Source organism: Kitasatospora phosalacinea, from assembly GCF_000717185.1.
Taxonomy (GTDB): Bacteria; Actinomycetota; Actinomycetes; order Streptomycetales; family Streptomycetaceae; genus Kitasatospora; species Kitasatospora phosalacinea_A.
The window spans coordinates 54,559-70,843 of the sequence record NZ_JNYE01000093.1; the positions used below are offsets into that span (position 1 = coordinate 54,559).

Consider the following 16,285-nt stretch of genomic DNA (forward strand, 5'->3'; position numbering starts at 1 on the left):
TGACAGCCGCCCGTCACACCTCCCGCAGCACCGCCACGAGTTCGGCGTGCACGCCGGGCGCGGCGGCGAGGAAGGAGGCCGCGCCGGGCGTCCACGGGGCGCCCTGCGCGTCGCTGACCAGGGCCCCGGCCTCGGCGGCGATCAGCGCGCCGGGCAGCAGGTTGGCCGGGTCGGCGCCGTACTGCCAGAACGCGGTGAGGTGGCCGGAGCCGACCAGGGCGACCTGCAGCGCGGTCGGGCCGAGGTTGCGGACGGCCGCCACGTGCGGCAGGACGGCGGCCAGCGACGCCCCGGCGGCGTGCCGCGCCCGCGGGTCGCGGGCGGCGTGCGGGGGCTGGGAGGTGGCGGCCACCGCGGTGGCCGGGGTGCGCGGGCGGGGCGCGCAGCGGCGGCCGTCCAGCCGGGCTCCGCCGCCGGCCAGCGCGGTGCAGGTGACGCCGAGCAGCGGGGCGTGCACCACGGCGAGGACGGGGGCGCCGTCGCGCAGCAGGGCCGCGGTGACCGCCCAGTGCGGCAGCGCGCTCAGGTACTGGACGGCGCCGTCGGTGGCGTCGCACAGCCACCACTCGCCCTGCTGCGGCACCTCGCGCGCCCACTCGTCGTCCAGCCAGCCCGCCCGCGGGCGCAGCGCGGTGAGGCGTTCGCGCAGCATCCGGGCGGCGGGCCGGTCGACGGCGTCGAACGCGGCGCGCGCCGCGGCGGGGGCGGCGGCGGCGAGCGGCTCGGCGAGCTGCCGGTCGGCCAGGTGGCGGCCGACCTCGCGCGCGGCCCGTTCGGTGGCGTCCAGGACGTCCTGCACGGCGGTTCCTCCTCGGTCCCGTTGGTCTCGGTGCGGGTCCAGGAGTACCGTCGGGGCGGCGCGGCCGGACGTCGGAGCCGCCGGAACGACGGGGATCGGACGACATGGACACCGGGACGGCGGATCCCGCCACCGTGCTGGACGCGCTGGACCGGCAGCTGGTGCACGCCCTGCAGGTGGACGGGCGGGCCGAGCCGGGGCGGATCGCCGGGGTGCTGGGGGTCTCGGCGCGGACGGTGACCCGGCGGCTGGGGCGGCTGCTGGGGACAGGCGCCGTCCGGGTGGTGCGGATGCCGGACGCCCGGGCGGCCGCGCTCGGCGCGCTGCTGCTGCGGGTGCGGGTGCTGCGCGGGCGGGTCGACGCGATCGCGCTGGCGCTGGCCGCGCAGGACGCGGTGCCGTTCGTCGACGTGATGCTCGGCGGGCAGGAGGTGTCGGCGGTGGTGCTGGCCGACGCGTCCGCCCGCGACCGGCTGCTGCACGGGCGGCTCCCGGCCACCGACGCGGTGCTGGAGTCCACCGCGCACGCCGTGCTGCACCTGTTCGCGGACGCCTCCGCGTGGCGCTGCGGCGCGCTGACGGGCGCTCAGGAGGCCGAGCTGGCAGCGCCGTTGCCGACGGGGCCCGTCCTGCCGCCCGTCCTGGACGCGCTCGACCACCGGCTGCTGGACGCGCTGGGCGTCGACGCCCGCCGCTCGCACGCCGCGCTGGCCGCCGCCCTGGAGGTGCCCGAGTCGACCGTCCGCCGCCGCCTGCACCGGCTCGGCGCGGGCGGGCTGCTGCGCACCCACGTCAGCGTGGACCCGCGGCTGCTCGGCGTCACCGTGGACGCCAACCTGTGGCTGGACGTCGAACCCGGGCGGCTCGCCGCGACCGGCGAGGCGCTGGCCCGGCACCCGCAGGTGCACGGGGTGCTGGCCACCAGCGGGCCGAGCAACCTGATGGCCGCCGTGTTCTGCCCCGACCACGCGGCGCTGTACCGGTTCCAGACCGAGGTGCTGGGCCCGCTCGGGGTGCGGCGGGTGGAGACCGCGATCGTGGCCCGCGCGGTCAAGCGGGCCGGCGCCCGGCTGCGCCAACTGCCCGACTGAGGGCCGCTGTCGGCGGGGCGGGGCAGACTGGGGGCATGTGCCGAAGCATCAAGACGCTCCGCCCGCCGATGACGCCCGACGCCACCCCCGAGGAGGTGCACGCGGCGGCGCTCCAGTACGTCCGCAAGGTCTCCGGGTTCCGGGCGCCCGCCGCGCACAACCGCGAGGCGTTCGACGCGGCGGTGGCCGCCGTCGCGGCCGCCACCGCCGAGCTGCTCGCCGCGATCGAGGTCCGCGGGGTCACGCCCCGTTCGTCGACCCCGGCCGGATGACCATCAGCACCAGGACGACCGCCCACAGCAGGTTGAACACGCCCGCCGTCATCGGCAGCATCTTCAACTTCCCGGTGGCGCGGGCCGTTTCGGCGTCCTGGTCCTCGGTGGCGTCCAGCGCGTCGACGGTCGCCTGCTGACCGGGCAGCACGAACAGCAGCAGCACGCCCGCCGCGGCGGCCGTCAGCACGATCGAGGTGACCAGCCAGGCGTTGCCCAGCACGCCCATCGCCTGCGCGGTGCCGATGCCCAACAGCGGGACGCCCAGGCCGATCAGCGCGTACACGTTGCTGATCCGGTGCAGCAGCCGCACCGAGGCCTGCGCGGCCGGCTGCTCCGGCCCCGCCGCGAGCGCGGCCCTCGCCCTGCGCGGGAACATGCTCACCGCCACCGCGACCGGACCGATGCACAGCGCCACGACCAGCAGGTGCAGACTCAGCAGGAACTTGGCCATCGCCGGCGCGACCCTTCCACCACAACGGAACCTCGACGCCCGCCACGCTAGCAGCGCTTATCCCGGCGCCCGACGGCGCGAAGCCCGCCGCAGCACGGGCCCCGCCCGCCCCCGGCGGACTGTTACAGAGCCGGGCGGTGGCCGTTACCCGACCGGCGGCCGACCGAGCGGCGGGCTTCCTAACGTGAGCGGCGTCGACCCGCGGCCGCCCGGCCGCGGGCGACGAGCGATCGGAGGATCCCGATGTCACGCACCACTTCCGTCCGCCGGGCGGCGCGGCTCGCCCTCGTCCCGGCCGTCGTCGCCGGCGTGCTCGCGCTGCCGGGCGCCGTCGCGTTCGCCGACACCGCCGAGCCGACCGCCTCCCCGGCCGCCGCCTCCCCGACACCCACCGCCGCCGCCTCCCCGACACCCACCGCCGCCGCCTCCCCGACGCCCACCGCGTCCGCCTCGGCCGTTCCCGCTCCCACCGCCGACCCGACCCTCCCGTCCGGCCTCCCGGAGGGGTCGATGAACGGCACGGGCCCCCGGACGAGCGGACAGGTCGTGGTGCCCGTGAACGGCTCGATGCAGTACGCGGTCGGCGGGTCGGGCCCGCTGCCCAGGGGCGGGGCGCAGACCGGTGAGGGCGCGGTCGACCGCGGTTCGGCGGCCGGGCTGGTGGTCGGCGGCGGGCTGGCGGCGGCCGGTGCGGCCGGGGTCGGGCTGCTCGTCGTCCGGCGCCGTGCCGACGCCCGCGCCTAGTCCCGACCGCCAGGGCCGGCGCCGCTGGTGGGCGCCGGCCCTGGCGGTCGGGCTGCTGCTCGCGGGCGGGGCGACGGTGGCGGCGTCCCGGGGGTCGGACCCGGCGCCGGTGCGGATCGCCGCGAGCGGCCCGGTCAGCGCCGCGCCGTCCGCGGCACCACCCTCCGCGGCTCCGTCGCCCGCCGTTCCGTCGCCCGCCGGGGCGCCGTCCTCGCCGCCGGTGCGGCTGGTGGTCCCGCGGATCGGGGTGGACGCGCCGGTGCGGGGGGTGGGCCTCAACCCGGACGGCACCGTGGAGGTGCCGCCGCTCGACCGGCCGGGGGAGGTCGGCTGGTACCGGGGCGGGGGCGGCCCGACCGTGCTGCTCGGGCACTACGACACCCGCAAGGGACCGGCGGTGTTCCACGGGCTGCCGGGGCTGCGCCCGGGCGACCTGGTCGAGGTGCGGCAGGAGGACGGCGGCACGCGCTCCTACCGGGTGCGCGAGCTGCACCAGTACGCCAAGGACGCGTTCCCCACCGAGCTGGTGTACGGCGCGGGCGCGGGCCCGCAGCTGCGGCTGGTCACCTGCGGCGGCACGCTCGGCCGCGACGGCCACTACTCCGACAACATCGTGGTCTTCGCCGACCCGCTGCCGTGAGCCACCGGGGGCGGCGGCGGCCGTCCCCGGTGGTGCAGACTGGCTGCGCCCCGCCCCCGACCGAGAGGCTCCGTCCGACGTGAGGACCAGGCCCCCGCGCACCGTCCGGTTCACGTGCGTCCTGCTCGGCCTGCCGGTCCTGCTCGCGGTGGCCGGCTGCCGGTCCCCCGGCGGCCTGGAGGACGCCGGGGCGGCCCGGCCCGTCCGGGCGCACCCGAGCGCGCAGCCGCTGTGGCCGAGCACCGTGGCCGCGGCGCCGCCGGTCTCCACGTACGGGATCAACGCCCTGGCCCGGGCGAACCCCCTCGTCCCGCTGCCCGGGCTGGCGTTCGACACGCTCGCCGGGGCCGACGCCCGCACCGTGCTCGCCGCGGACCCGGCGCTGACCCCGGACGAGCGGGCGGTCCTGGACGGCGGGTGCACCGGCTGCGAGGTCCGCCCCGCCCAGTACCGCGACCTCGACGGGGACGGCGGCCCCGAGCTGCTGACCGCCGTGCTGTCCGCCACCGGGCCGGACGGCCCGCGGGCCGTGCTGCACGTCTACGCGCTGCGCGGCCGCCAGGTGCTGCCGGTGCTGGCCGCCCCGGCGCCACCGACCTTCACCGCCGAGACCGTCGGCACGGACCTGCTGGTGCGCGACCCCGGCGCCCCGTTCACCGAGACCGTCCGCACCTACCGCTGGAGCGGCGACCGCCTCGCCCTCGCCGACCAGCGGATCAAGGTCCTGGGGGCGCCCGGGGACACCCCCGGCTGCCTGGCGACCGCCGTCTGCGAGCCGACGACGTCCTTGGTCGTGGTCGCCCCGACGACCGGTCCGGTCCCGACCCCGACGGCCGCCCCGGCTCCCACCCCCGCGGCCGGCCCCGAGGCCGACCCGGCGGGAACCACCGCCGTCCGCCCCACCCCGACGAGGACCCGATGACCGCTCCCGTGCCCGGCGCCCCGCGCATCCTGCTGGTCGAGGACGACGAGGTGATCCGCGAGACCACCCAACTCGCCCTGGAGCGCTACGGGTTCCCCGTGGTCACGGCGGGGGACGGCCTGGAGGGGCTGGAGCGGTTCCGCGCCGACCCGCCGGACCTGCTGCTGCTCGACGTGATGCTGCCGCTGCTCGACGGGGTCGGCCTGTGCCGGCGCATCCGCGAGGAGAGCCAGCTGCCGATCCTGATGATGTCGGCCCGCACCGAGCCGGTCGACGTGGTCTCCGGCCTGGAGGCGGGCGCCGACGACTACGTGGTCAAGCCGTTCGAGACGGCCGTGCTGGTCGCCCGGATCCGCACCGTGCTGCGGCGCACCGGCCCCGGCCCCGCCCCGATCGCCGCCACCGCCGTCCCGGCCGCCGCCACCGTCGTCCCGGCCCCGCAGCGCGCGGTCCGGGTGATCGACGACCTGGAGGTGGACACCGGCGCGATGGAGGTCAGGGTGGCGGGCCGTCCGGTGCCGCTCACCCCGACCGAGCTGCGGCTGCTGCTGGAGTTCACCGCCGCGCCGGGCGTGGTGATGGAGCGCCAGACCCTGCTGGAGCGGGTCTGGGACTACTCCTGGGGCGCCGACAGCCGGGTGGTGGACGTGCACGTCCAGCGGCTGCGGGCGAAGATCGGCGCCGCCCGGATCGAGACCGTCCGGGGCTTCGGCTACAAGCTGCGGCGGACGCCGTGACGCTGCGGCGGCAGATCGCCGCCGTGATCGCCCTGGTCTCCTGCCTGGTCGCGCTCGCGGTGGGGGTGCTGGTCCACCAGGCCTCGGTGCGCCAGCACACCGGCCAGGCCCGCACCTCCGCGCTGGCCGCCCTGGACGCGGTGCTGACCGGGTACGACGCGACCGGGGACCTCGTCGCGGGCTGGCACGCCGCCGCCGACGACCCGGCGCTGCCGCCGGAGCTGCGGCAGCTGGCCGCGCGGGGGCGGCAGGGCTCGGTGCTCGGCCCGGGCCCGCAGGGGCCCGCGATGTGGGCGGCGGCCGGTGCGGACGGGCGGGTGCTGTCGGTGCGGATCGACTACGCCGCGGACGCCCGGGCGATCGCCGAACTGGACCGCGCGGTGGCGGTCGGCGCCGCCCTCTCGGTGCTGGTCACGGTGCTCGCGGGGGTGCTGGCCGCCGACCGGATCAGCAGTCGGCTGCGGACCGCGGCCCGGACCGCCCGCACCATCGCCCGCGGCGACCTGGACGCCCGGATCGGGCCGCTCGGCCGGGCCCGCGACGAGGTGGCCGAACTGGCCGCCGCGGTCGACTCGATGTCGGCGGCGCTGCGCAGCCGGCTGGCGGGCGAGCAGCGCTTCACCGCCGACGTGGCGCACGAGCTGCGCACGCCGCTGACCGGCCTGCTGACCGCGTCCGAGCTGCTGCCGCCCGGCCGTCCCACCGAGCTGGTCCGCGACCGGGTGCGCGCGCTGCGCGACCTGACGGAGGACCTGCTGGAGGTCTCCCGGCTGGACTCCGGGGCCGACGCCCCGGAGCTCGCCGACCTGCCGCTCGGGCCGCTGCTGGCCCGGGCCGCGGCGCACACCGGCGCCGGGGTCGAGCTGCGGGTCGGGGGCGACGCGGTGGTCAGCACCGACCCGCGCCGCTTCGAGCGGGTGCTCGCCAACCTGCTCGCCAACGCCCACCGGCACGGCCGCCCGCCGGTGGTGGTGACGGCCGAGGGCACCACCGTGACCGTGCGCGACCACGGCCCCGGCTACCCCGAGGAGGTCCTGCGCGAGGGGCCGCGCCGCTTCCGCACCGGGGCCCGGGAGCGCGGCGGCGGCCACGGCCTGGGCCTGACCATCGCGCAGGGCCACGCCCGGGCGATCGGCGCCGACCTGCAGCTGGCCGACCACCCGGACGGCGGCGCCCTGGCCCGGCTCGTCCTGCCCGGCCCCCGGCAGGAGCCGCCGGGGGCCTGAGGCGGGCGCTACGGGCGGGGCAGCACGCAGCCCGCCCGGGTCAGGTCGAGGACGTTGCCCGGGGCGAAGCAGTTGGGGATGGTGTAGGTCTCCTGGGCGTAGCCGATGCCGGGGTGGATCGTGACGGTGCCGTTCTGGTCGACCTCGCAGGGGTTGTTCAGGGTGCAGCTCTGGCCGTCCTCGTTGATCGTGTTGTTCACCGCGACGACCTGGCCGCTGACGGCGTCGACCACGGGGGAGCCGGAGGTGCCGCCGATGATGTTGCAGCCGGAGGTGTAGCGGACCGAGTCCTTGAAGGTCCAGCCGCCCTCCTTGAGCCGGTAGGCGAAGCCGTCGACGCTGCAGGAGTAGATCTTCTTCCAGTAGCCGGAGACCACCTTGATCGAGCTGCCCGCCACCGGGTGGGTGGTGGACATGGTCAGCGGGGATATCCCGTAGCGGCTCTTGATCGTCGCGTAGCTGGTGCTCAGCCGGTAGAGGGTGACGTCGGTGTCGGTCATCGTCGAGTAGAGGATCCGGTTGGCGCGGACCGTGCCGAGGTTGCCGCCGGTGGAGCTGAGCAGGGTGAAACTGCGGGTGGAGGCCCGGTCGGTGACCACCTGCCCGGCGGCGGGCATGCCGCTCTCCAGGCAGTGGCCGTTGGTGAGGATCAGCCCGGGGTCGGCGTCCACGGAGCCGGGCATCCGGACGAGGGAGCCGGAGCAGTTGCTGAGCGCGACCGTCCCGGCGAAGTTGACCGTGGCGGCGGACGCGGGGGCGGCGGTGGCCAGGGCGGTGGCCCCGGCGAGGGTGAGCGCGCAGAGCGCACCGGTGAGCGGCTTCTTCATGAGGGTGCCTCTCGGGGGTGTGGGGGTACCACTGGGGGTTCCACTGGGGTTCCCCTAAGTTGGCGCGCCCATGACACCGTGTCAAGAGTGCTACCGGGACGCCCGCACCCGCCGACGGGGCGTCAACTCGCCCGCCAGTGACGGCTCCCCAGGTTGATCAGCCGCAACTGGGTCCGCACCGTGCGCGCGATCGCCGCCCGCTCCCCCGCGTCCGCCTCGACCAGGGCCAGCGCGGTGGACACCATCCGGTCCACGTACAGCTCCGCCAGCATCCGCCGGTCCGCCGCCGGCCAGTCGGCGGTGTCCGGCTGGACGGCCAGCAGACCCGCCAACTCCTCGGCGAAGCGCGCCAGTTCGGCAGCCACCGCATCCCGGACGGGCTTCACCCCGCCGTGCCGCTCGCGGGCCAGGAAGCGGATGTAGGCGGGGTGCTCCGCCACGTGCGCGGCGATCACCTCGACCGAGCGGTCGATCAGCAGCTCGGCCTCGCCGCTGCCCGCGAACACCGCCCGGACCATCACGTGCAGGTTCGCCAGCGACTCCTCCACCAGCACCACGCCCAGCTCCGCGAGGTCCGCGAAGTGCCGGTAGAACCCGGCGGGCGAGAGCCCCGCGGCCCGGGTCACCTCGCGCACCCCCAGGCCGCTCAGGTTCTGCCGCTCCAGCAGCCCGAGGGCGGCGTCCAGCAGGGCGCGGCGGCTGGCCCGCTTCTGCGCCTGCCGGGCGCCGGGGGCGGGAGCGGAGGCTGAGCCCGGGTCGGAGGCCGGGTCGGAGCTCGGGTCGGGGGCCGGGTCGGGTGGGGTCGTCACGGCGTTCAGTAAACAGTCGTTTGCCGAATTTGGCCAGCTTCACTAGAGTACTGACCGGCATTCAGCGAACACTCGTTCACCGAAACCGGAGGTTCCGCCGTGCTGCTCGTCGCCCTGCTCGCCCTCGCCCTCGTCACCTGGTCCATCACCCACCTCGCCGCCCCGGCCCTGCTGGTGAGCACCGCCGTGCTCGTCCTCTGGCTCACCGGCCGGGCCGTGCGCTCGCGCCCCTAGGCCCTGAGGGCGCGGACCGCGGTCGGGGCGTCGCCCGGTGCGGTGGCCAGCTCCTCCCACTCCACGACCTTGTCGATGTCCGCGGCGGCCATCGAAATGTTGGTGACGCGCTCCAGGATCGCCTCGACCACCACCGGGACGCGGAACTCGGCGGCGAGCTTCTTGGCCTGCTCGAACGCGGGCAGCAGCTCCTCGGGGCGGGTCACCCGGATCGCCTTGCAGCCCAGGCCCTCGGCGACCCGGACGTGGTCGACGCCGTAGACGCCCAGTTCGGGGGCGTTGACGTTCTCGAACTCCAGCTTGACCTGGAAGTCGATGTCGAAGTTGCGCTGCGCCTGCCGGATCAGCCCCAGGTAGGAGTTGTTGACCAGCACGTGCACGTACGGGATGCGGTGCTGGGCGCCGACCGCCAGTTCCTCGACCATGAACTGGAAGTCGTAGTCGCCGGAGAGCGCGACCACCTGCCCCTCCGGATCGGCGGTGGCGACGCCGAGGGCGGCGGGGATGGTCCAGCCGAGCGGGCCGGCCTGGCCGCAGTTGATCCAGTGGCGGGGCTTGTAGACGTGCAGCAGCTGCGCGCCGGCGATCTGCGAGAGGCCGATGGTGGTGACGTACCGGGTCTCGGGGCCGAAGGCGCGGTTCATCTCCTCGTAGACGCGCTGCGGCTTGAGCGGCACGTCGTCGAAGTGGGTCTTGCGCTGGAGCGCGGCCCGCCGCTCCTGGGTGCTCGCGGCCCACTCCCGGCGGTCCTTGAGCCGTCCGGCGGCGGCGAGTTCGCGGGCGACCTCCAGCAGGAGCACCAGCGCGGCCCGGGCGTCGGAGGCGATGCCCAGGTCGGGGGCGAAGATCCGGCCGATCTGGGTGGGGTCCACGTCGATGTGGACGAACGTGCGGCCCGCGGTGTAGATGTCCAGGCCGCCGGTGTGGCGGTTGGCCCAGCGGTTGCCGATGCCGAGGACGAAGTCGGAGGCGAGGAAGTTCTCGTTGCCGTAGCGGTGCGAGGTCTGCAGGCCGACCATGCCCGCGTTGAGCTCGTGGTCGTCGGGGACGGTGCCCCAGCCCATCAGCGTCGGGACGACCGGGACTCCGGTCAACTCGGCGAACTCCAGCAGCAGTTCGGCGGCGTCCGCGTTGACGACGCCGCCGCCGGCCACGATCAGCGGCCGCTCGGACTCCTGGAGCAGCGCGATCGCCTTCTCGGCCTGGATCCGGTTGGCGGCGGGCTTGTGGACCGGCAGCGACTGGTACGCCTCCGGGTCGAACTCGATCTCGGTCAGCTGCACGTCGATCGGCAGGTCGATCAGGACCGGGCCGGGACGGCCGGAGCGCATCAGGTGGAAGGCCTGCTGGAACACGCCGGGCACCTGCGCGGCCTCCAGCACGGTGGTGGCGGCCTTGGTGACCGGCCGGGCGATCGAGGCGATGTCGACGGCCTGGAAGTCCTCCTTGTGCAGCCGGGCGACGGGCGCCTGGCCGGTGATGCACAGGATCGGGACCGAGTCGGCGATCGCCGAGTACAGCCCGGTGATCATGTCGGTGCCGGCCGGGCCCGAGGTCCCGATGCAGACGCCGATGTTGCCCGCCTTCGCCCGGGTGTAGCCCTCGGCCATGTGCGAGGCGCCCTCGACGTGCCGGGCCAGGGTGTGCCGGATGCCGCCGGAGGCCTTGAGCGCGGCGTAGAAGGGGTTGATCGCGGCGCCGGGCACGCCGAACGCCACCTCGACGCCTTCGAGCTTGAGGATCTCCACGGCCGCGCGGGCGGCTGTCATGCGGGGCATCGGCTACTCCTGCCGTCGACGCTTCTTCCGCGATGCGGAAGAATAGTTTTGGAATGCGAAATCAAGCTAAAGCGGCCACAGCGAGGGCGTCAAGGGAGGTTTCAACAAAACGTTGCAGGGGTGCGCGCCGGAGCCTCCGGGGCGCCCCGCCCGGCTGTCCGTTTTTCACCAGGACCTGTCGGCCCCGCACCTCGCCCACCTGCCGGGGAAGCCCGTACGGTCGAACCATCGACCGAAAACGCCAAGCGGCGAACCCACCAGAGGAGACACGTCCACGATGAGCACCATCACCCTGTACGGCGCCACCGGCACCATCGGCTCCCGCGTGCTGGACGAGGCGCTGCGCCGCGGCCACACCGTGACCGCGGTGGTCCGCGACCCCGCGAAGCTGACCGCCACCCACCCGGCGCTGACCGTCGCGGTCGGCGACGTGCTGGACCCGGCCTCGGTGGCCGAGCACGCCAAGGGCGCGGACGTGGTGGTCAGCGCGGTCGGCGGCGGCGACGGGCCGGGCCACCGGGCGCTGATCGCGCCGTCCTTCGAGTCGCTGGTGGCGGGGCTGCGCACGCTGGGCGCCGACGCCCCGCGGCTGGTCACGGTCGGCGGCGCGGGCTCGCTGCGCACCCCCGACGGCAAGCGGGTCTGGGACGCCGAGGGCCTGCCGGAGTTCCTGCTGCAGATCATGCACGCGCACGGCGACGCGCTGGACTACCTGCGCACCGTCACCGACCTGCGCTGGACCAACCTCTCCCCCGCGGGCACCATCGCCCCCGGCGAGCGCACCGGCGCCTACCGCCAGGGCCTGGAGGACCTGCTGGTCGGCGCGGACGGCGAGAGCCGGATCTCCGCCGAGGACTACGCGGTGGCGCTGCTGGACGAGGTCGAGGACCCGAAGCACGTCGGCGAGCGCTTCACCGTCGCGTACTGACGGCCCCGCGGCTCCGGCGGGCCCCGGTCCGGGCGGGGGCGTCCCGGGCGGGGCGTCCCGGGCGGGGGCGTCCCACCCGGTTCCCGCCCTTCCAGGTGCCGGTGCGAGGAACGCCGCACACCCGCGTACCCGTACGGAGCGGAAACGGTCGTTCGGACACCTCTGGTTTCCCCCGCCCGCGGCGCCCTATCGTTCCCCGTAATTCCGGGTAGTTCCGGGGATCAGGGGAGGGACCCGCATGACCGGCACACTGGCGTCCGACACCGGGACCCGCACCGTCCGGGCCGGGCGCCCGGGCCCCGGGTCCGTCCGCTGCGCCGTCGGCGACCTGCTCCTCGCCGACCTGCCGGTCTCCGTGGTCTTCTTCCACGAGCGCCCGCTCGATCCCGACGCCCTCGCCGCCGGACTCGCCCGCGCCCTCGACCGGCTCCCCGAGTTCGCCGGACGCCTGCGCACCGACGGCGACGACAGCGGCGACGGCGGTAGCGGGGACCTCTGGATCGACACCGACGACAGCGGCGTCCCCTTCACCGTCGCCGACGCCCCGTACACCCTCACCGAGGCCCTCGACCGGATGGTGCTGCCCAACAGCGGCCTGGTCGACCACGTCCGCGCCGCCGAGGCCCGCCGCGAGCCGCTGCCGCTGCTCACCGTCCGGCTCAACCGGCTCACCGACGGCACCTGCGCGCTCGGCGTCTCCTGGCACCACGCCGTCGGCGACATGCAGACCTTCGCCCTGCTGGTGCGCACCTGGTCCGCCTGCACCGAGGGCGCCGACCTGCCCGAACCCGTCCGCGCCCCCGACCGCGACGTCCAGCTCGACGCCCGCCTCCCCGCCGAGGACTGCGGCACCCCCGCCCTGCGGCTGCCCGACCCCGCCGAGAGCGCCGAACTGCGCCGCGCCGTCGCCACCGCCGGGCTCGCCAACCGCACCGTCCAGATCTGGTTCTCCCCCGCCGAGACCGCACGCCTGCGCGCCGCCCACAGCGCCGAGGCCGGCCGCCGCCTCTCCACCAACGACGCCCTCTGCGCCCACCTGCTGCACGTCCTGCGCGAAGTCGACGGCGCGGGCGACGAGGAGCAGACCCTCACCGTGCCGGTCAACCTGCGCCGCGTCCTCGGCCTGCCCGACACCACCCTCGGCAACCTGCTCGGCGAGATCCGCCTCCCCTACCGGCCCGGCACCACCCCCGCCCGGTACGCCGCCGAACTGCGCACCGCCGTCGAGGAGTTCACCGAGAAGCACCTCAGCATCCGGAGCAACCTGCGCTTCCTCGAACAGGTCGGCCGCGACCGCGTCACCGCGTGCGTCCCGGTCGGCTTCGACCCCGCCCGCCGCACCCTCACCGTCTCCAACTGGTGCCGCCTCGGCCTCCAGGACCTGCCCCTGGCCGGCCACCGCCCCGTCGCCTTCAGCCCCGCCGCCACCCTCCAACTCCCCTGGACCTCCTGGCTCGTCGAAGGCCCCCGCGGCGAGGGCCACCTCTACACCCTCGTCCTCCCTGCCCGCACCGCCGCCAGGCTCCGCACCGCCCCCGCCCTCCTCCATCCCCACCGCCACCCCACCGACCCCGGCCCGGCCGTCGCCCCGCGCAAACTCCTCTGACCCGGCCGGGGACGCCCGTCTCGCTCACCGCGGACGACGGAACCGGCAACCGGCAACCGGCAACCGGCAACCGGCAACCGGATCAGCGTCCCCGCCGCCACCCTGTCCACGCTGACCGTCCTCGCCCCCGACGGCCGCACCGCCCCGCCGACGTTCACGATCACCGCGCCCCCGCAGCCGGCGGTGCGCTCCCTGTCCGTCACCGTCTCGCCGACACGCGCCTGGCACCTGATCAGCCGGAACCCGGTCGCGTTCGCGTAGCGGGCCCGGCCCGGGCCCGGGTTCGGCGCCGGAACGACGCACGGAAGGCCGGTGGGGCGCTGCGACCTGCGTGCCACCGGCCTTCCGCAACGCCGGAGGCCCTCACGCCGCTGGGGCGGAAGGGCCTCTGACCTGCATCTTCACTGTGGGCGCAGACGGTTTCGAACCGCCGACATCCGCCTTGTAAGTTTTCTACGGACAGGCCCCTGACCTGTGAAAACGCCAGTCACTATGGCTCTGGCCTGCAAGAACGACTCTCCGGACTTCTCGCAACCTCTCCGCGATTCTCAGCCTCATCCGTGCCGAATCCGTGCTGCGAGGGAGCTGGCCAGCCTCCTGATACCCGGTAGCGGGGCCGCAGCAGCGGCCTCGTCAGTGTCGCAGGCTCGCCACTCCCCGCGGGCGCCGAGCGAGGCTAGAGCTCGCGGCAGGCACGCAGGCCACGGCATTATCTTTATCCTCCCCACCCATCACAGAGCGTAGCCAAAGAGCTACTCAGATTGAACTCGCGATGTCGGTGGTCAGGGCAGGTGTTGAAATCGTCCCTGGCCACCGACGTCCGCCCGAGATCAGCGCGCTAGGCCGTTTCCTTCAGATCATCGGATCGTTGGTTGATGTGTGTCGTTGACTGATGCCCAGTGGGCCCGCATCGAGCCGTTGCTGCCGGATCGGTCTCCGAAGCGTGGTGGGCGCTGGCGTGATCACCGACAGGTGATCGATGCGATCGCGTTCAAGTACCGCACCGGCACGCCGTGGATGGACCTGCCCGAGCACTTCGGCTCCTGGAAGGGGGCCCACAACCGGCTGCGGAAGTGGGCCGCCGACGGCACCTGGGAGAGGGTGTTCACCGCACTCCTCGCCCAAGCCGACGCCGAAGGCGACCTGGACTGGGTCGTCGCGGTCGACTCGACGATCGTCCGTGCGCATCAGCACGCCGCCGGGGCCCGTCAAAAGGGGCCCCGGTCGGCGAGCCGCACGATCACGCGCTCGGACGCTCGCGCGGCGGACTGACCACCAAAGTCCACCTGGCGGCAGACGGCCGCTGCCGGCCGCTCGCCTTCGTCCTCACGCCGGGACAGGCTGGTGATGCACCCGCGTTCGCGCAGGTCATGGCCCGATTGCGGGTGCCCCGGCGGATTGGCCGCCCAAAAACCACACCGGACGTGGTCCTGGCCGACAAGGCCTACTCGTCCCGGGCGATCCGCCGACATCTGCGTCGACGAGGGATCCGGGCGGTGATTCCGCAGCCTGCGGACCAGGCCGCGAACCGCAAACGGCTGGGCCGGCTCGGCGGGCGCCCTCCGGCCTTCGACCGCGAGGCCTACAAGCAGCGAAACACCGTCGAGCGGTGCATCAACAAGCTCAAGCAGTGGCGCGGCCTGGCCACCCGCTACGACAAGACCGCCACCATCTACCTCGCCGGACTCCACCTCGCCGCCATCTTCATCTGGTCAGCGAGGTGATCCGAAGGAAACGGCCTAGTACTGCAACGGTGCTTATCGTGACGGTTGTCGGGTTCGCTCGTTGAGCTGTTCATGGGTGGGGATATATCCGAGGTCGATGCTCGTCGCTGGTCGGACGGGCTGGCCGGGCTGCACAGGCGGTTTGCTCACCGGTTCGCGCGGAGCGAGTCGCGCGAGTTGGCACTGGCCTACATGCGTGGTCTGTTGGCGCCGTTGGAGCGCAAGAACGGCTGGACGGTGGCGGAGGAGGCCGGTCACGGCGGGCCGGACCGGATCCAGCGGCTGCTGAACCGGATCGACTGGGACGCCGACGGGGTGCTCGGCGACGTGCGCGAGTACGCGGTCGAGCACCTGGCGGACCCGGGCGGCGTGCTGATCGTGGACGACACCGGGTTCCTGAAGAAGGGTGTGCGGTCGGCCGGCGTCCAGCGGCAGTACTCCGGCACCGCCGGCCGGACCGAGAACTGCCAGGTCGGAGTCTTCCTCGCGTACTCGGGTAAGTTGGGCCGGACGTTGATCGACCGGGCGCTCTACCTGCCGAAGTCCTGGACGGGCGACCGCGAGCGGTGCCGGGCGGCGGGGATCGGCGACGAGGTCGAGTTCGCCACCAAGGTCCAACTCGCGAGGGCGATGGTCCGCCGTGCGATCGACGACAAGATCCCGTTCCGCTGGGTGACCGCTGACGCAGGCTACGGCTACAGCAAAGGCTGGCGGACCGAGTTGGAGCAGGCCGATATCTTCCACGTCGTGGCCACCACCCGCCACGACACCGTCGTCACCCGGCGGGCCCTGGACCACCCGCTCCACGACCTGATGGCCGACCTGCCCCGGCAGAAGTGGAAGCGCCGTTCCTGTGGCGAGGGCGCCCACGGCCTGCGGATCTACGACTGGGCGCGTGTGGAGGTCCGGCCCTGGCACCGGCCCGACCGCAGGCACTGGGTCCTGGCCCGCCGCAGCATCACCGACCCGACGAGGGTCGCCTACTACATCGCCTACGCGCCCGCCGAGGCCACGCTCAACGAACTGATCGCCGTCGCGGGTGCCCGCTGGGCAATCGAGGAGTGTTTTCAAACGGCGAAGGGCCAGTGCGGCCTGGACGACTACCAGATCCGTCGCTACCCGGGGTGGTACCGGCACATCACCCTCGCCATGGCCACCCACGCCTACCTGACCGTCATGCGGGCCCAGCACCTCGAAAAAGGGCCGGACCCGCTCGAACGCCAGACCTGATACCCCTTACCCTCCCCGAGATTCGCCGGCTGATCGCGCAGCTCACCCGGCCTGTCCGCCGCAGCGTCGACCATGTCCTGTACTGGTCTCGATGGCGCCGCCGACGCCAACACCAGGCCCGGACCAGCCACTATAAGAGACGAGGCCACAGCCCAAGAGCTGAAGTGACGGCGGCCATGACATCCTCCCCGTGGGCGGCCATATAGCGCCCCACTGATGGCCACGGGTTTCCCCGCGTATGGCCAGATATCTCCCCGCTCGCCC

The 16,285-nt window shown here is 74.5% G+C and carries 17 protein-coding genes; 12 read left to right on the forward strand and 5 right to left on the reverse strand.

Going from position 1 to position 16,285, the window contains the following annotated elements:
• Nucleotides 1-13: 13 nt before the first annotated feature.
• Nucleotides 14-799 carry an inositol monophosphatase family protein gene (locus OO57_RS30255; RefSeq protein WP_033255898.1) on the reverse strand — a complete coding sequence of 262 codons (786 nt, stop codon included), beginning with the start codon at nucleotides 797-799 and terminating at the stop codon, nucleotides 14-16.
• 104 nt (nucleotides 800-903) lie between these two features.
• On the opposite strand from OO57_RS30255, the gene OO57_RS30260 reads away from it, so the two are divergent.
• Both OO57_RS30260 and OO57_RS30265 read left to right on the forward strand, forming a co-directional pair.
• Complete coding sequence (locus tag OO57_RS30260; RefSeq protein ID WP_033255899.1) at nucleotides 904-1,890, forward strand: Lrp/AsnC family transcriptional regulator; 987 nt, start codon at nucleotides 904-906, stop codon at nucleotides 1,888-1,890.
• 35 nt (nucleotides 1,891-1,925) lie between these two features.
• On the forward strand, nucleotides 1,926-2,162 hold the full coding sequence (locus tag OO57_RS30265; protein WP_033255900.1) for a DUF2277 family protein: 237 nt from the start codon (nucleotides 1,926-1,928) through the stop codon (nucleotides 2,160-2,162).
• On the opposite strand, the gene OO57_RS30270 is transcribed toward OO57_RS30265, so the two are convergent.
• A complete protein-coding gene (locus OO57_RS30270; protein ID WP_033255901.1) occupies nucleotides 2,131-2,616 on the reverse strand; it encodes a membrane protein in 486 nt (161 codons plus the stop codon). The genes OO57_RS30265 and OO57_RS30270 overlap by 32 nt on opposite strands.
• 243 nt (nucleotides 2,617-2,859) lie before the next feature.
• Between OO57_RS30270 and OO57_RS44240 the strand changes: the two genes are divergently transcribed.
• The 5 genes from OO57_RS44240 to OO57_RS30295 all read left to right on the forward strand — a co-directional run bounded on the left by OO57_RS44240 (nucleotide 2,860) and on the right by OO57_RS30295 (nucleotide 6,885).
• On the forward strand, nucleotides 2,860-3,360 hold the full coding sequence (locus OO57_RS44240) for a lipase chaperone (RefSeq protein WP_033255902.1): 501 nt from the start codon (nucleotides 2,860-2,862) through the stop codon (nucleotides 3,358-3,360).
• A gap of 109 nt (nucleotides 3,361-3,469) precedes the next feature.
• Nucleotides 3,470-4,000 (forward strand): class F sortase, encoded by a 531-nt coding sequence (locus OO57_RS30280; protein ID WP_158715280.1) that lies wholly within the window; start codon nucleotides 3,470-3,472, stop codon nucleotides 3,998-4,000.
• Between the two features lie 79 nt (nucleotides 4,001-4,079).
• On the forward strand, nucleotides 4,080-4,922 hold the full coding sequence (locus tag OO57_RS30285; RefSeq protein ID WP_033255903.1) for an MBL fold metallo-hydrolase: 843 nt from the start codon (nucleotides 4,080-4,082) through the stop codon (nucleotides 4,920-4,922).
• Nucleotides 4,919-5,659 carry a two-component system response regulator CseB gene (gene cseB, locus OO57_RS30290; protein ID WP_033255904.1) on the forward strand — a complete coding sequence of 247 codons (741 nt, stop codon included), beginning with the start codon at nucleotides 4,919-4,921 and terminating at the stop codon, nucleotides 5,657-5,659. Before OO57_RS30285 ends, cseB begins: the two co-directional genes overlap by 4 nt.
• Nucleotides 5,656-6,885, forward strand: coding sequence for a sensor histidine kinase (locus OO57_RS30295; protein ID WP_033255905.1), 1,230 nt, complete (start codon nucleotides 5,656-5,658; stop codon nucleotides 6,883-6,885). Before cseB ends, OO57_RS30295 begins: the two co-directional genes overlap by 4 nt.
• Before the next feature lie 8 nt (nucleotides 6,886-6,893).
• On the opposite strand, the gene OO57_RS30300 is transcribed toward OO57_RS30295, so the two are convergent.
• Nucleotides 6,894-7,712: a S1 family peptidase gene (locus OO57_RS30300; RefSeq protein WP_033255906.1), complete on the reverse strand. Its 819-nt coding sequence runs from the start codon at nucleotides 7,710-7,712 to the stop codon at nucleotides 6,894-6,896.
• Between the two features lie 122 nt (nucleotides 7,713-7,834).
• On the reverse strand, nucleotides 7,835-8,521 hold the full coding sequence (locus OO57_RS30305) for a TetR family transcriptional regulator (RefSeq protein ID WP_051778445.1): 687 nt from the start codon (nucleotides 8,519-8,521) through the stop codon (nucleotides 7,835-7,837).
• A 99-nt stretch (nucleotides 8,522-8,620) separates the two neighbouring features.
• On the opposite strand from OO57_RS30305, the gene OO57_RS47010 reads away from it, so the two are divergent.
• Nucleotides 8,621-8,755, forward strand: a complete 135-nt coding sequence (locus OO57_RS47010) for a hypothetical protein (protein ID WP_267884998.1) — start codon at nucleotides 8,621-8,623, stop codon at nucleotides 8,753-8,755.
• Here OO57_RS47010 and gcl read toward each other — a convergent pair.
• Nucleotides 8,752-10,533: a glyoxylate carboligase gene (gene gcl, locus OO57_RS30310; protein ID WP_033255907.1), complete on the reverse strand. Its 1,782-nt coding sequence runs from the start codon at nucleotides 10,531-10,533 to the stop codon at nucleotides 8,752-8,754. The two genes, OO57_RS47010 and gcl, sit on opposite strands and share 4 nt — an antisense overlap.
• Nucleotides 10,534-10,810: 277 nt before the next feature.
• On the opposite strand from gcl, the gene OO57_RS30315 reads away from it, so the two are divergent.
• From OO57_RS30315 to OO57_RS30335, 4 genes are all read left to right on the forward strand, one after another.
• Nucleotides 10,811-11,461, forward strand: coding sequence for an NAD(P)-dependent oxidoreductase (locus OO57_RS30315; RefSeq protein ID WP_033255908.1), 651 nt, complete (start codon nucleotides 10,811-10,813; stop codon nucleotides 11,459-11,461).
• 238 nt (nucleotides 11,462-11,699) lie between these two features.
• On the forward strand, nucleotides 11,700-13,067 hold the full coding sequence (locus OO57_RS30320; protein ID WP_033255909.1) for an acyltransferase: 1,368 nt from the start codon (nucleotides 11,700-11,702) through the stop codon (nucleotides 13,065-13,067).
• Nucleotides 13,068-13,946: 879 nt separating this feature from the next.
• Nucleotides 13,947-14,791 (forward strand): IS5 family transposase gene (locus OO57_RS41640; protein WP_418909923.1). Its coding sequence is split into 2 segments (ribosomal slippage): nucleotides 13,947-14,303 and nucleotides 14,306-14,791, totalling 843 coding nucleotides; the frame shifts between segments, so codons are not numbered across the junction.
• Nucleotides 14,792-14,863: 72 nt separating this feature from the next.
• Nucleotides 14,864-16,021: an IS701 family transposase gene (locus OO57_RS30335; RefSeq protein ID WP_033255927.1), complete on the forward strand. Its 1,158-nt coding sequence runs from the start codon at nucleotides 14,864-14,866 to the stop codon at nucleotides 16,019-16,021.
• The last annotated feature ends 264 nt before the right edge of the window (nucleotides 16,022-16,285 follow it).

Coding starts and splice junctions, on each gene's coding strand:
- OO57_RS30320 (WP_033255909.1), top strand. CDS start 11,700: ATGACCGGCACACTGGCGTCCGACACCGGGACCCGCACCGTCCGGGCC.
- OO57_RS30260 (WP_033255899.1), top strand. CDS start 904: ATGGACACCGGGACGGCGGATCCCGCCACCGTGCTGGACGCGCTGGAC.
- gcl (WP_033255907.1), bottom strand. CDS start 10,533: ATGCCCCGCATGACAGCCGCCCGCGCGGCCGTGGAGATCCTCAAGCTC.
- OO57_RS30265 (WP_033255900.1), top strand. CDS start 1,926: ATGTGCCGAAGCATCAAGACGCTCCGCCCGCCGATGACGCCCGACGCC.
- OO57_RS30315 (WP_033255908.1), top strand. CDS start 10,811: ATGAGCACCATCACCCTGTACGGCGCCACCGGCACCATCGGCTCCCGC.
- OO57_RS30335 (WP_033255927.1), top strand. CDS start 14,864: ATGGGTGGGGATATATCCGAGGTCGATGCTCGTCGCTGGTCGGACGGG.
- OO57_RS30270 (WP_033255901.1), bottom strand. CDS start 2,616: ATGGCCAAGTTCCTGCTGAGTCTGCACCTGCTGGTCGTGGCGCTGTGC.
- OO57_RS30300 (WP_033255906.1), bottom strand. CDS start 7,712: ATGAAGAAGCCGCTCACCGGTGCGCTCTGCGCGCTCACCCTCGCCGGG.
- cseB (WP_033255904.1), top strand. CDS start 4,919: ATGACCGCTCCCGTGCCCGGCGCCCCGCGCATCCTGCTGGTCGAGGAC.
- OO57_RS44240 (WP_033255902.1), top strand. CDS start 2,860: ATGTCACGCACCACTTCCGTCCGCCGGGCGGCGCGGCTCGCCCTCGTC.